At 39.2% G+C, this 15,010-nt stretch carries 10 protein-coding genes; all 10 read left to right on the top strand.

All coding sequences use genetic code 11. From position 1 onward, the window contains the following. The first annotated feature begins 14 nt into the window (after positions 1 to 14). The 10 genes from tssC to QSH13_RS04705 all read left to right on the top strand — a co-directional run bounded on the left by tssC (position 15) and on the right by QSH13_RS04705 (position 15,004). On the top strand, positions 15 to 1,562 hold the full coding sequence (gene tssC, locus QSH13_RS04750; RefSeq protein WP_109396974.1) for a type VI secretion system contractile sheath large subunit: 1,548 nt from the start codon (positions 15 to 17) through the stop codon (positions 1,560 to 1,562). Positions 1,563 to 1,574: 12 nt separating this feature from the next. After that, positions 1,575 to 2,912 carry a type VI secretion system baseplate subunit TssK gene (gene tssK, locus QSH13_RS04745; protein ID WP_286038883.1) on the top strand — a complete coding sequence of 446 codons (1,338 nt, stop codon included), beginning with the start codon at positions 1,575 to 1,577 and terminating at the stop codon, positions 2,910 to 2,912. Continuing rightward, a complete protein-coding gene (gene tssL / locus QSH13_RS04740) occupies positions 2,909 to 3,577 on the top strand; it encodes a type VI secretion system protein TssL, short form (RefSeq protein WP_109396976.1) in 669 nt (222 codons plus the stop codon). The genes tssK and tssL overlap by 4 nt, the downstream gene beginning before the upstream one ends. Further along, complete coding sequence (locus QSH13_RS04735) at positions 3,577 to 5,295, top strand: OmpA family protein (protein WP_249718602.1); 1,719 nt, start codon at positions 3,577 to 3,579, stop codon at positions 5,293 to 5,295. Before tssL ends, QSH13_RS04735 begins: the two co-directional genes overlap by 1 nt. Before the next feature lie 22 nt (positions 5,296 to 5,317). Next, positions 5,318 to 5,809 carry an Hcp family type VI secretion system effector gene (locus tag QSH13_RS04730; protein WP_023583757.1) on the top strand — a complete coding sequence of 164 codons (492 nt, stop codon included), beginning with the start codon at positions 5,318 to 5,320 and terminating at the stop codon, positions 5,807 to 5,809. Positions 5,810 to 5,987: 178 nt separating this feature from the next. Further along, positions 5,988 to 8,696 carry a type VI secretion system ATPase TssH gene (gene tssH / locus QSH13_RS04725; protein WP_286038882.1) on the top strand — a complete coding sequence of 903 codons (2,709 nt, stop codon included), beginning with the start codon at positions 5,988 to 5,990 and terminating at the stop codon, positions 8,694 to 8,696. Next, positions 8,693 to 11,221 carry a type VI secretion system Vgr family protein gene (locus QSH13_RS04720; protein ID WP_286038881.1) on the top strand — a complete coding sequence of 843 codons (2,529 nt, stop codon included), beginning with the start codon at positions 8,693 to 8,695 and terminating at the stop codon, positions 11,219 to 11,221. Before tssH ends, QSH13_RS04720 begins: the two co-directional genes overlap by 4 nt. Beyond that, positions 11,221 to 11,967, top strand: a complete 747-nt coding sequence (locus QSH13_RS04715; RefSeq protein WP_286038880.1) for a T6SS immunity protein Tli3 family protein — start codon at positions 11,221 to 11,223, stop codon at positions 11,965 to 11,967. The genes QSH13_RS04720 and QSH13_RS04715 overlap by 1 nt, the downstream gene beginning before the upstream one ends. Before the next feature lie 86 nt (positions 11,968 to 12,053). Then, positions 12,054 to 12,806, top strand: a complete 753-nt coding sequence (locus QSH13_RS04710) for a T6SS immunity protein Tli3 family protein (RefSeq protein WP_286038879.1) — start codon at positions 12,054 to 12,056, stop codon at positions 12,804 to 12,806. Then, entirely contained in the window at positions 12,803 to 15,004 is a 2,202-nt protein-coding gene (locus QSH13_RS04705; protein WP_109406580.1) for a T6SS effector phospholipase Tle3 domain-containing protein, read from the top strand. Before QSH13_RS04710 ends, QSH13_RS04705 begins: the two co-directional genes overlap by 4 nt. The last annotated feature ends 6 nt before the right edge of the window (positions 15,005 to 15,010 follow it).

Raw genomic sequence — 15,010 nt, 5'->3', positions numbered from 1 at the left:
ATCATTACAGGATTATGCTTATGTCAGTTAATAGCGAAAGTATTTCAAAAAGTACAACAACGGTACTTGATGAGTCCGCGAATAGCGGTGTTTATGCCTCACTCTTTGAAAAAATCAACCTCACACCTGTTTCTCAGGTAAGTGATATTAATATCTTCCAAGACAATAGTGCTCTGGCAGATACAACAGCAAATGAGCGCGTTACTGTTGCCGTTCAAGTTTTTCTTGATCGTCTAAAATCCTCAGGCCAAAAAGTCGAACGTTTAGACCGAAACTTACTTGATCACCATATTGCTGATCTAGATAGACAAATTAGCCAACAACTTGATGAAGTTATGCATCATGCTGAATTTCAAAAAATTGAATCAGCATGGCGAGGGTTAAAATTCTTAGTTGATCGCACTGATTTTCGTCAAAACGTAAAAATAGAGTTACTTGATATTGCTAAGGATGATTTACGCCAAGACTTTGAAGATTGTCCGGAAACTATCCAAAGCGGCCTATATCACCATACTTATATCGAAGAATACGATACTCCGGGTGGCGAACCTATTGCCGCTATTATCTCTAACTATGAGTTTGATCGTGGTCCTCAAGATATCGCTTTACTACGTCATATTGCGAAAGTTTCTGCTTCTGCACATATGCCATTCATAGGTTCTGTTGGTCCTGCCTTTTTCGGTAAAGAGTCCATGGAAGAAGTTGCTGCCATTAAAGACATCAGTAACTACTTTGACCGTGCTGAATATATCAAATGGAAATCTTTCCGTGACTCTGATGATGCCCGCTATATTGGCTTAACGATGCCGCGCGTTTTAGGTCGTCTTCCTTATGGCCCTGACACCATTCCTGTACGCAGTTTTAATTATATTGAAGAAGTAAAAGGTCCAGACCATGAAAAATATTTGTGGACAAATGCAACCTTTGCTTTTGCTGCCAATATGGTTAAAAGCTTTATTAACAATGGTTGGTGTGTACAAATTCGTGGCCCACAAGCTGGCGGAGCGGTAAAAGATTTACCTATTCACCTTTATGATTTAGGAACAGGGAGTCAGGTCAAAATTCCATCTGAAGTGATGATCCCTGAAACACGAGAATTTGAATTTGCCAACCTCGGTTTTATTCCATTGTCTTACTATAAAAACCGTGATTATTCTTGTTTCTTCTCTGCAAACTCTGCGCAAAAACCCGCTATTTATGAAACATCTGATGCAACAGCGAATAGCCGTATCAATGCGCGTTTACCTTATATTTTCCTCCTTTCCCGAATTGCTCATTATCTGAAATTAATTCAGCGTGAAAATATTGGTACTACAAAAGATCGTCGTTTATTAGAACTTGAATTAAATAATTGGGTTCGTAGTTTAGTGACCGAAATGACCGATCCAAGTGATGATTTGCAAGCCTCTCACCCGCTTCGTGATGCCAAAGTAGTAGTAGAAGATATTGAAGATAACCCTGGCTTTTTCAGAGTGAAGCTGTATGCCGTTCCACACTTCCAAGTGGAAGGAATGGATGTAGATCTCTCGTTAGTATCTCAAATGCCAAAAGCGAAAGCATAAGGTGAAACACGGATGAAAATATACCGCCCCCTCTGGAGTGATGGGGCCTTTTTGGCTCCTCAGCAATTTCAACAACAAGCAAGATGGGATAGTTATCTCATTAGCACCATCGCCAATATGTCGATTGCATCAGCATGGGGCGTTATTTGTGCCGAATTTGATGAAAGTGCCTTAACTATTTCACGCCTTAGTGCACAAAAACTTATCGTTCGTTTTCCTGACGGCACGCTAATTGATACAACGCTGGCAGACAACTTACCGCCAGTTAATGAACTTAGCCATTACTCGCAACATCAAACACTTGATATCGTTCTCGCATTACCACTATTGCAGGCTAATGGTGGCAATCTTATGCAAGAAGGACGCTCTGATAGGCCACAACCGTTCTATCAAGAGTGGATGAAAGTACAAGATTTAATTGGTCAAGAACAGACGGATATCGCCGTATTAAGGCACAATATTACTTTGCGTTATGCTCATGAAGAAAATAGCGCATACATGACTTGTCCCATAGCTCGATTAATCCGCAATGCCCAAGGTGCATGGGAAATAGATAAACATTTTATTCCCCCATTATTAAGTTGTAGTGCAAGCACTGAATTAACCACATTATTCTCAGAATTCATGCATCGTTTAGTCGCCAAGCGTCGTCGCCTAATGACTATGCGCCGTGAAAATAATGAGCAGATGGCTGATTTTGCTGTCGCTGATGTCTCACTCTTTTGGCTACTAAATGCGATAAACAGTGCTGAGCCTGTATTAAGTGAATTACTCTCATCAATGGGGCGTCATCCAGAGCTTCTTTATCGTGAATTAGTACGCCTAGCGGGTGCACTACTGACATTTTCACTCGACCATGAAAATGGTGATATTCCGCTTTATCAACACTCATTTCCTGAACGGGTTTTTCCACCTTTATTTAGCTTACTGAATACTCTGTTAGAAACGAGTTTACCTTCACGGGTGATTAGTATTGCTCTTGATAAAGAAGGGCCTTTCTGGCGTGGCGAATTGCATGATCCTCGCCTACGCGAAGACGCTGATTTCTATCTTTCAGTACGTTCTGCATTGCCGGCTCATTTGTTGATCACTCAATTTCCATTGCTTTGTAAAGCGGGTAGTAATGACGATGTTGCTAGTGTGGTTAACGTCGCACTTAATGGTATTCCATTACAACCGTTAACACATGTTCCTGCTGCTATCCCGCTGCGTTTAGAAAATCACTATTTTGCACTTGAACTCAATAATTCAGCTGGTCAAGCCATGCTCTCTTCAGGTCACTGTGCTTTTTATGTGCCAGGAACATTAGGTGAAATTCAGCTAGAACTTTTTGCGGTACTTCGCTCATGATAACGAATACAAGAACAGCTAAAAATAACATGATTGATATGCTTTTTGCTGATACTTGGTTAATGGTATGTCAGCTACGTCAAGGTGCTGAAATTACTGATGGCAAAGCTTTCTATCGGCGTGTCTGTGAACATATTGATAAAACACGCCAACAACTCACAGAAAAAGGCTATTCCCAATCCGCCATCGAAAATATGCTTTATGCACAATGCGCGTTAATTGATGAAAGCGTGATGAATCGTACCGAGCGCGATGACGGTTACATACAGTGGATACAATCCCCATTACAAGCCAAGTATTTCAATACATTAGAAGCGGGTGACAAACTATGGGATAGATTGCGTAATCTATTAAATGAGCCAGCCCCAGATCAGGATGTACTTATCTGTTTTCACCGTGTGATCACACTGGGTTTTGTTGGTAAATATCGCCAAACCAATGCACCTGAACGTGAACAAATTATTGAGCTACTCAATACTCAACTTCCCGCCTATGCACTATCAAATGATTTACCTTTAGTGATGAAACCCAAGCCTCGTATGAATCGTCGTCATATTTATTGGTTAGGTTGGTTTGGAGGAATTGTGGTGCTTGCCATGCTGTGGTGGGGTTTTTCTGTGTCATTAGAAAATTTACTTCAACAATGGGTCATACAAGGAAAGTGATGCAAAAAAATAGGATAAAACAGTGTATTACATTGTTTTCAGCAAGCTTATTATTGTGGTTGCTTTGGGGATTTTGGTCTTTTGGTAAAGAGATCTCCTATTTTCTGACGGCCCTTATTTGTATTGTCACACTCACTTTATGCATCTGGTTTTTCCGTCAGCAAAAAAGTCCCCCCTACCTTAAAAATGCGCTTACAAATCTGCTCCCTCCTGATAACTATCAAGGCGCTGTTATTATCGTTTGTGGTCAATCACAAATGCTTTTTCATGAAAACCAGACCTATCGGGAAACAGCGAAAGGTTGGTATATTCGCGCTGCTTCTCCTATTGATTTGATCAACATCACTCAACATATTGTTGATATTGCCCCCTTACAACTACGTCAATTATCACTGTTATACGCTTTATTACCTGAACAGCAATTACAGCAAGAAGAAGTGACTCAAGAAACACTTAATTGGCGTCGTGCTATTCATGAAAGCAATAAAAAAACAGGTAAAACATTACCTTTTTGGGTGACACTTTATCTTAACTCTCCAGTAAATTATCTCAATTCACATTTTGATGACATAACACCGTGGATAACCTATTTAAATGACCAACCAGAGTTACTTGTTATCTCTGATAACCTGGCAACTCAATCTATTTCGACATGGTTATCACAAAATAGAGAGCAAACCGAAAACCAACTCACCATGGCTCTCTGGCTTGATCAATTACTTGCTTGGTTAAAAAGTGAATTTATTCCTCTGCTTACTGTTGCTCAATCAGGTTCCCCGAGTCTCATTCCCGTTGCTTGGGCAATGCAATTTACAACGGTTCCTACCATTTCAAATAATAGTTGGGCTCAATTTATTCACCATAAAACCACGTTATTTCCGGCGATTATCAAAACATCAAATAATAATGACGAATTACCCTTACCAGATATAGTGATCGATAAACTCACTTACGATGTCAATTTATTAAAAATAGAAACTACCTTTGGTGTTGTTGGCATGATTTGTGGATTATTTCTTATTGGTGCACTCTCTGGTAGCTATCACCATAACAAGCAATTAATCTACGATAATAGTAATGATATCAAGCACTTTAAAAGTATTAGCGATGAGAATTTAGAACCTAAAAAAGTGGCTTATCAACAGTTACTTTCAGATGCAACATTTCTCTCTCATTGGCAACGAGAAGGTATTCCTGCTCGCTATTCTTTAGCGTTATATCAAGGAAATAACATCTTACCTTATTTGCATGCCTTGCTCAGTTCATGGGCTCCCCCACAACCACCAGCACCTATCATCGTACAAGACGTTCCTGAAATGGTGACGCTAGATAGTCTGGCTCTCTTCGCTTCAGGTCAATACAAATTAAAAAACGAAGCCACTAAAGTGCTTGTTGATGCGCTTATCAATATAAAAGCCAAACCTGGCTGGTTAATTGTTATTTCAGGGTACACCGACAACACAGGTAATCCCGATTTAAACCAAAAACTTTCTCTTAAACGAGCTGAAGCCGTGCGTGACTGGATGATTAAAACCAGTGATATAGCCCCCTCTTGCTTTGCAGTGCAAGGATATGGCCAACATCAGCCCGTTGCAGATAACTCAACACTAGATGGACGAGCTCGTAATCGTCGAGTTGAAATTCGCCTGATACCTCAAGCTGATGCTTGTCAGGTATTAGCTGATGACCTTACGCCACTGAAGGATGGTGGCAACTAACCCTTAAAAAGGAGATGTAATAATGGCTATTCCTGTATACCTCTGGTTAAAAGATGACGGTAATGCGGATATCAAAGGCTCTGTGAATGTTCAAGATCGTGAAGGGAGTATTGAAGTCGTTGCTCAAGATCACAACTTGTATATTCCAACAGATAACAATACTGGCAAATTAACTGGTACACGTATCCATACCCCATTTATTTTTGTCAAAGAAATTGATGCCTCCAGCCCGTATTTATACAAGGCAGTTACAACTGGACAAACGTTGAAAAAGGCAGAGTTTAAGTGGTATCGCATCGATGACGCAGGCCAAGAAGTTGAATATTTCAATACCACTCTTGAAAACGTCAAGGTAGTCAAAGTAGCGCCTAAGATGCACAACATCAAAGATCCAACCAAAGAGAAACACAATCACCTCGAAGAAGTGGAATTGCGTTACGAAAAAATCACTTGGACTTACAAAGACGGAAATATCATTCATTCCGATTCATGGAATGAACGCGCCACTGCGTAAAGTCGAAACAAACAGGCGGTTAACCGCCTGTTTTTAAAAACATTTAAACTAAAACACTATTAGCCATTTATACCCTAAATAATCAAGATGCTTGATGACCTTATGAGCCTCGGTCTATGGCTAAGGGCGGTAGCGTACCTAAATTCCCTCAATAGGGACTTCATTACTGGGAGAAAACATGGAAAATCAATCTGTCATGCTATTGCGTCGATTAAATCCTTATTGTGCAAAAGCGCTGGAAGCGGCAGCATCATTATGCCAAACTCGCGCCCATGCAGAAGTCACTATTGAACACTGGTTATTAAAAATTCTAGAGCTAGGTGAAAGCGATATCACTGTGTTAGCTCGTCGCTATGAATGGGATTTATCAGCACTCTGGCAAGACTTACTTGACGCAATTGATAAATTACCCCGCTCTGTATATAGCCGACCTCAATTATCCAAGCCTTTATTAGAACTGATTAAGAATGCCTGGGTAATTGCTTCTCTTGATGAAGATATCGAGCAAATTCGTAGTGTCCATTTACTTACGACAATGACTCGCCATCCAACATTAGTACAATTAGATGCACTCTGGCCTTTAATGACATTAGGTGAAACACAACTACAACGATTAAGACCTTTACTTGATGCCCAATCAGATGAAAGACCTGAAGTTCAACAAATTGCAGTGCATAATCATACGACTGAAAATAACCTAGACCACGAAAATAACGATCAACCTTCAACTTCCCCTGACAACGCCATTATTGGTCATACATTAAGTGAAGCGTTACTCACTGTATTAAATAAGTTCACGATTGATGTCACTGAGAAAGCGCGTCTTGGTGAGATTGATCCTGTATTTGGTCGTGACGATGAAATTCGTCAAATGGTCGATATTCTCTCTCGTCGTCGTAAAAACAACCCTATTCTTGTTGGTGAGCCTGGTGTAGGCAAAACAGCACTTGTTGAAGGGCTTGCACTGCGAATTGCTGAAAAAAATGTCCCTATCAGTTTACAAACCACCTCATTACGTACTCTGGATTTAGGCCTCTTACAAGCAGGAGCGGGAGTCAAAGGCGAATTTGAACAACGACTCAAAAATGTTATTGATGCTGTTCAACAATCACCTACACCAATTCTACTTTTTATTGATGAAGCGCATACCATTATTGGTGCCGGTAACCAAGCTGGTGGCGCAGATGCCGCTAACTTATTAAAACCAGCATTAGCACGTGGTGAATTACGCACAATCGCAGCAACCACTTGGTCGGAATACAAACAATTTTTTGAACGTGATGCCGCATTAGAACGCCGTTTTCAAATCGTAAAAGTTGATGAACCCGATGATGAAAAAGCCTTTTTAATGCTACGAGGGCTTAAATCGCGTTATGCAAAATATCATGGTGTACATATTACCGATGATGCCGTAAAAGCTGCTGTAACGTTATCACGTCGTTATTTAACAGGTAGGCAACTTCCCGATAAAGCGGTGGATTTACTTGATACAGCAAGTGCAAGAATTCGCATGAGTTTAGATACATTACCTGAAGAGCTTACCCGAATTAAAGCCAAACGTTATGCGCTAGAACTAGAACAAAAAGCGATACTCGATGACATCACTATTGGTAATTTAACTAATCAAACAAAATTATCTGATTTATCTTCTCAAGATGCCCAATTAGCACTTCAACTCGAAACACTAGAACAACGCTTTGAACAAGAAAAAGAGATTATTTGTCAGTTAATTGACAGCAGACAAAATCCTGAAAATGCAGAGCTTTCAGCACAACTTCAGCAACAACTTATTCAATTACAACAAGACGCTCCATTATTAAATCCCGATGTTGATGTTTGTACGGTAGCAACAGTTATTGCTGATTGGACAGGCGTTCCGCTTTCAAGCCTACTTAAAGATGAGCAAATTGGCTTATTAGAGTTAGAAAGTAACTTATCAAAATACGTTGTAGGACAAGACAACGCATTGTTAGCGTTAGCTCAGCGTTTACGAGCATCAAGAACCGGATTAGTTTCTGAAAATGGACCTCAAGGTGTCTTTTTATTAGTGGGTCCTAGTGGCGTTGGTAAAACAGAAACCGCACTTGCACTGGCGGAATGTCTGTTTGGTGGCCAAAAATCGTTAATCACAATTAACATGTCTGAATATCAAGAAGCCCACACGGTTAGTCAATTAAAAGGTTCTCCTCCAGGTTATGTCGGATACGGTCAAGGTGGTGTATTAACGGAAGCAGTCAGAAAACGCCCTTATAGTATTGTATTACTCGATGAAGTTGAAAAAGCACATCGTGATGTATTAAACCTGTTCTATCAAGTGTTTGATAGAGGCTTTATGCGTGATGGTGAGGGGCGTGAAATTGATTTTCGCAACACAGTTATTTTAATGACCGCAAATTTAGGCAGTGATTATTTAATGCAACAACTTGAAGAGTCGCCATTAAGCACCGATAGCGATTTACAAGAAACGCTTCGCCCTATTTTGCGTGAACATTTCCAACCTGCACTACTGGCACGCTTCCACACATTAATTTACCGTCCTCTCGATGCAACAGCACTACGCATTATTGTTGAGATGAAATTAAAAAATGTGATCAAGCGACTTTATACCCATTATCGATTAACAGGTATTGTCGAAGAAACGCTCTACGATACCATTGTTGATGCTTGTTTATTACCAGACACTGGCGCTCGAAATATCGATAGTCTGCTTAATCAACAAATTCTGCCTATATTGAGTCAACAGTTACTATTACGCCAAGCCAGTGCAGAGAAATCACAGTATGTCATTTTAGGTTTTAATGAAGAAGAAGGTATTACGTTGAGTTTTAGTGATGAGTGGCCAACAAAAAAACAGGTATTAGATAAACAACAGGAGATTGAAGAATGAGCATAATTGATCTCGTAAAAAATACACTGATTGGACAAAATCGCTACCATCTTAATGTGCAAGGTTGTGATGTTTTATTTGATGTTGAACATTTCACGGGTCGTGAAGCAATTAGCGATACCTATCATTATCAAATTACCTTTACTTGCCAAGCTCAGGATTTACAACCGCAACAACTGTTACGTCGTAGTGCAACATTATCCTTTACGCCACCCATCAATAGTATGGTGGATTTAATCGACCAAGAGCCCATCACTAAACAAGTTCATGGCGTTATCACACAATTTCGGCGTCTATCAGGCTCGGTTGATGAAGCCCGTTATCAACTCGTCATTGAGCCTGTTTTTGCCTTATTACGTCATCAGATACGTTCTCATCGTTTTTTCCTTAATCAGTCTGTTCCTGATGTCGTTAATCAAATTTTACGTGAGCATAATTTTAAAGATTGGGAATTTGAATTTACACTTAAAAATGAATATCCCAAACGCGAACAAATCAACCAATATAATGAAAGTGATCGTCAATTTATCGAACGACTATTAAGTGAAGTCGGTATTTTTTATTCGTTCTATTTGCAAGATCAAACCCAAACTGAAGTTATTCGTTTTGCCGATCGTCAAAGTGCTTATACCTTTGATAAAACTCTGCCTTTAAATAGCCCATCAGGCATGAATGATAATCACCAAGAAAGTGTGTGGGGATTATCATTACATCATCAAGTGGTTGAGCAAAATGTACTAACCAAAGATTACAACCATCGGCAAGCTCAAGACACCTTGATTTCAGCAGTAACGGATATGACTCGTGGTGAAGGTGAGGAGATACATTATGGTGAAGTTTATCACTATCAGGCTAGACATCTTTCTCGCGGTGATAAACTCAATCCAGAAGCAGAAACCGCAAACTTTTGGGCTCGGCTTGATCATGAGCGTTTTTTAACTCGTCAAACGCGCTTAAAAGGCGAAAGTAATGCAGATTCTTTATCACCGCTACAAGTGCTTTCTATCACTGATAACGCAATACCTTCATCATTACCGTCTGTGTTTCAATCACCAATTTTAATCACTCGTCTACGTTTTAGTGGTGGTCGAGAAAAAGCGCTTCAAGTCCGATTTAATGCGATTCCTTACAGTGAAACCCTTTGCTGGCGCCCGGCCGTTAAACCTCGCCCAATTATCACAGGTACACTCACTGCACGTATTACCAGAGCTAAAGATAACGATATTTATGCGCATCAAAATGAAGATGGCTTTTATTGGGTAAAATTTGATGCCGACCGTGATGAAAAACCGATGGGTTATGAAAGTATGCCAGTACGTTTGGCAAAACCTTATGCCGGCGATACCTATGGGATGCATTTTCCATTAATTCAAGGCACAGAAGTTGCTATCGCCTTTCATGAAGGCGACCCTGACCGACCTTATATCGCCCATGCGCTTCATGATTCGCGTCGTCCAGACCATGTAACCGACAAAAATAATACCCGAAATATTATTCGTACACCGGCTAATAATAAGCTACGTATGGAAGATAAACGCGGTGAAGAACATATTAAAATCAGCACTGAATATGGCGGTAAATCACAATTAAATTTAGGTCATATTGTCGATGCTAACCGTGATAAACGAGGCGAAGGTTTTGAATTACGCACCGATAGTTGGGGAGCAATAAGAGCAGGTAAAGGGTTATTTATTAGTGCAGATAATCAAGCCAAAGCAGGTGGTGAAGTGCTGGCGATGGAGGAGGCGCAATCACAACTCACGACTGCATTAATAGAAATGCAAACCTTAACCCAAAGTGCAGAACATGCTAGTGCTCTCGCTGCTAATATCCAGCAACAGCAAGAAAGTCTAGAAAAAAAATTAATCCAATTAAAAAAATCAGTGCTATTAGCCACTGCGCCTGACGGAATAGCACTAACTAGTGGTGATAATTTACAACTGTCTGCTGAAGAAAATCTAACACTAACAGCAAACCAGCAAGTTGATATTGGAGCTTTTAAAAAATTCACTTTAGCAGCTGGTGAAATGATGAGCTTCTTTTCCAGAATGGGAGCAAAAATCTTTGCCAAAACAGGTGATATAGAAATTCAGGCACAAGACGGTCGTCTATCAACATGGTCTACACAAGATTCGGTCATAAGTAGTGGTAAAAAAATGGTGTTGTCAGCTCAAGAGGAACTCCTCTTATCTTGTGGTGGCGGATATATACGAATTAAAGATGGAGATGTAGAAATTGGTGGACCTGGAAAGTTATTAATTAAAAATAATGGTATTCAAAAATTAGGCCCACAAAGTATAGAAAGTGCCATGAAATCTTTTTCATCAGAGGAATTTAGTGAATGGTTTGTTATTAAAAACCCACTTTCAGGAGAACCGATAGCTAATCAGCGTTATCAAATTACATTACCGAGTGGAGAAATTATAAAAGGCATTTCTGACTCCGAAGGTAAAACAACTCGTATAAATTCTAATGCAATAAACGACATTTTAATTAAATTATTACCTTATGGAGAAGGTGAATAATGAAATATAAATTACCCTACTTTTTTATTTTACTTTTATCATTTTCATCATTAACCGGCTGTCTATCATTAAAAGAAAAAGCTGCGATTAAAGCGGAGCAAGATAGAGCCGAACAACAACGTTTAATTGACGAAGAAATTAAAAGCTATGGCCCACCCACCGTCATTTATCGTATTGATGACCATCGTTTTTTTACCTTAGAAAAATATAATGAAAGGCGCAGTGGATCGACCTATTACAACAATACTCAAAAAGGAATACATCAAGAATTAATTCGATCCTCGGCTTGTCGTTATCAAGGTCGCTTAATTTGGGCAACCGAACGCGACGATGCTTTTGCTTTTCCGGGGGTATTGAGTCGTGTAACCAGTCGTTGCGCAGGAACAAAAACAGGTTGCGTTAACGCTATTCTTGTCACTTTAGATGGTGGAGAAAACTTTAGGCCCACAAATGGGGGGTTTGGTGGTAATACTGATCATCCCGGTTACTACTCTTCTTTTTTTGATATTATTGTGACCGATGAGGGGTTTTATTTAGGAAAATCAACAGCTTCTCGTTTAAAAAATGATAATCTTGATGACCCTTGGTGGCGAAAGTTTTATTTTGATCCTACCGATTCAAATTATGTTCATAGTAGTCTCGGGGATAAAGAATCCCCCTCTTCAACACTAAAAACCCCTTCAGGGCAAACTCGTTTTGATTGCAGTGCCCCTTCTATTTACCCTATTTCACAGGCAGAAAAATGATGAATACTAACCCCATTGGTTAGCTCCTGATAAAAGATCATCATTAACTTAAAAATAAAACAGCATCATCTTAATAAGGACAACCCATGTTATTACATCGACTTAAATTTCCCTTACTGTTTATTTTGAGTGCCACACTATTAACCGGCTGTTTATCATTAAAAGAAAAAGCTGCGATTAAAGCGGAGCAAGATAGAGCCGAACAACAACGTTTAATTGACGAAGAAATTAAAAGTTATGGCCCTCCCACCGTCATTTACCGTATTGATGACCATCGTTTTTTTACCTTAGAAAAATATAATGAAAGGCGCAGTGGCTCGACTTATTACAACAATACTCAAAAAGGAATACATCAAGAATTAATTCGATCCTCGGCTTGTCGTTATCAAGGCCGCTTAATTTGGGCAACCGAACGCGATGATGCTTTTGCTTTTCCGGGAGTATTGAGTCGTGTAACCAGTCGTTGCGCAGGAACAAAAACAGGTTGCGTTAACGTTATTCTTGTCACCTTGGATGGTGGGAAAAACTTTAGGCCCACAAATGGGGGGTTTGGTATTCATACTGATCATCCCGGTTACTATTCTTCTTTTTTCGATATTATTGTGACCAATGAAGGATTTTATTTGGGTAACTCATCATCTTCTCGCTTAAAAAATGATAGCCTTGATGATCCATGGTGGCAAAAATTTTATTTTGATCCCTCCGATTCTAATTATGTCCATGATGATATAGGTGACGAAGAAATACCTTCAAATAATTTAAAAACCCCCTCAGGGCAAACTCGTTTTGATTGCAGCGCCCCTTCTATTTACCCTATTTCACAGGCAGAAAAATTATGAGCAATAGTAAGCCAACCCGTTGGCTAAAACCCAAGGAATGCCTTGATGGTAGTCAAGAATGGCGTTCTATCACCCATGCTGCCAATATTGGAGCAGAAATCCATGCTAAACCCCACTTACCCGGAATTATTATTTTTGTTCATGGGGTGAACTCAGAAGGAGAGTGGTATGACGATGCTGAACGAGAACTTTGTTCAGGGCTTAATGAACGCTTAAATTTAACCAATACTGCATACAAATTAAAAGAAAATAAATATTATCAACCCAAATTTATCTTAGATAAAAAAAATTATGATAATAGCCATTATATTTATAAAGAACCCATTCGAACCTTAACCAAACTGGGCAATTCCCCGGTGATCCGTTTTTATTGGGGATATCGTGCAACGGATGACGATTTAGGTCAGTATTGTATTCCATTAAAAAATAAAGCCGGAGAAAGCTATCACCGCTTAGTCAGTGAAATACTTAACCCCGAATACAGTCATGAAGATAAAAGATATTGGACCTCCGAAGATATAAAAAAATACAATATCGTACAAGAATACAACTCTCTGCCTTATCGTAAAAAACGCCTCTTTATTAATGAAAAAATTAAACATAAAGGCCCTTTTTTCTGGGGTGGAGGGCCATTTCAAAATGGCTGTAATAATTTAGTCAGTTTATGGAGTAAGAGTGGCTTTAGCAATCTCGCGATGTTATGGACCGTGATCCCAACGCCAATCCCTTTTAATGTACAGACCGTTAACCCTGAATCAGACCGGTTATTAACAAAGTCTCCTCCTCGTCACTATTATGCTCATGCTGTAAAACGGCTAGCCAATTTAGTCAAGAAAATACGTGAATACAATTCCCATGATACCGTTACCATTATTTCACACAGCCAAGGCACGATGATAGCGTTAGCCGCAGCAGCGATTGAAGCTCCTGATAGCCTCTTTGTTTTAAATTCTCCCTATTCTACCGAAGATAAATTCTTAAATAGCTACTCTTATATTTACAGTGAAAATATTGATCAAGCACAGCGTGAAGCCACGCTAAAAGCAATCATTAATAAGATCGCAAAAAACAAAAATAGATTAAAGGGATCGCCTTGTGGATATTCAAGTCTAGTTGTCGGAGAAAGTGAAGATAAAAAAAGTTGGACTCCTGATGTAATTATATATAAAGGGAATAAGCTTGATATTAGAGATAACGAGAATAAAGAAAATAAAAAAAATATCGAAATAAATAAGGAAAAATTCACTAAAGGTGAATTTATTAAAGAAAGAGATAATCACGGGCGGTTCTATATTTATTGTAATCCACACGATCGCGTAATGGGCTCATCACCGTTAGAAAGTATTGGTTGGTGCCCGCTTCCTAATACTAAAGAAAGAGGACAAATACAGCATCATCCATTATTTGACCTTGAGCATCCACCCTATATCAGAATGCTGGCACGTAATACGCCTTGTGGTGGAAAACCTAACCCAAAAACCATATTTACTGATGCAAATAGGCGATTTAGTGATGGTAATACTTTCTGGGACAGTAATACCAAAACATTAGAAGGCTTAGCGTGGCCTGAACCTTCAGCGAATATTTCACTAAATATTAATGCCCCAGAAGTACCTCACCCTATTACACCAGACGAATTGGCAACTTTTGATGAAGATTTTACCGTAATAGAAAAAAAAGAGGAGAAACCAACCCCTGAAATTAATATCAATGCTGATAATCAGAAACAAGAGATACCTTTAGGCCAAGGTTATGGGCAAATTCTTTATGATGATGGATTAGATATCTACACTCCCAAAGATGCCGAATATTACTTCTATAAAGATCTCTATTCTTATCAACATCGTATTTGGGTTGAACTCACCCCAGAAGAGAAGAAAATACTCCAGAATAATCCACTATTAGATCCTCAAGAAAAAAATGCAACTACAAAATATGAAACATTAGAAGAGATGAGAACACGTATTCGCGAATATAATCAACGCCCTACTGATCATGGTACATTACCAAGAAATTCACTGTTTCTTCGTCGTGTAGTCACTTATGATTTACCTATTGGTTATTGTGAAATAGGTAGAAGTCCAGAAAAAATGGATGAGTTAAGAAAATATGCGGATTGGCTAAGTGGCTTAGATAGCTATATGGAGAAAGGTGTATTAGATATACCTGAAATGCCCGAAATAATAAAAAAGCCATAAAAGAAA

Source organism: Proteus faecis, assembly GCF_030286765.1.
GTDB lineage: Bacteria > Pseudomonadota > Gammaproteobacteria > Enterobacterales > Enterobacteriaceae > Proteus > Proteus faecis.
This window is presented reverse-complemented; position numbering and strand designations above follow the sequence as displayed.

Bases quoted from the DNA above. Each gene is read 5' to 3' on its own strand.
- QSH13_RS04735 (WP_249718602.1), top strand. From the start codon at position 3,577: ATGCAAAAAAATAGGATAAAACAGTGTATTACATTGTTTTCAGCAAGC.
- tssK (WP_286038883.1), top strand. From the start codon at position 1,575: ATGAAAATATACCGCCCCCTCTGGAGTGATGGGGCCTTTTTGGCTCCT.
- QSH13_RS04730 (WP_023583757.1), top strand. From the start codon at position 5,318: ATGGCTATTCCTGTATACCTCTGGTTAAAAGATGACGGTAATGCGGAT.
- QSH13_RS04715 (WP_286038880.1), top strand. From the start codon at position 11,221: ATGAAATATAAATTACCCTACTTTTTTATTTTACTTTTATCATTTTCA.
- QSH13_RS04720 (WP_286038881.1), top strand. From the start codon at position 8,693: ATGAGCATAATTGATCTCGTAAAAAATACACTGATTGGACAAAATCGC.
- QSH13_RS04705 (WP_109406580.1), top strand. From the start codon at position 12,803: ATGAGCAATAGTAAGCCAACCCGTTGGCTAAAACCCAAGGAATGCCTT.
- QSH13_RS04710 (WP_286038879.1), top strand. From the start codon at position 12,054: ATGTTATTACATCGACTTAAATTTCCCTTACTGTTTATTTTGAGTGCC.
- tssL (WP_109396976.1), top strand. From the start codon at position 2,909: ATGATAACGAATACAAGAACAGCTAAAAATAACATGATTGATATGCTT.
- tssC (WP_109396974.1), top strand. From the start codon at position 15: ATGCTTATGTCAGTTAATAGCGAAAGTATTTCAAAAAGTACAACAACG.
- tssH (WP_286038882.1), top strand. From the start codon at position 5,988: ATGGAAAATCAATCTGTCATGCTATTGCGTCGATTAAATCCTTATTGT.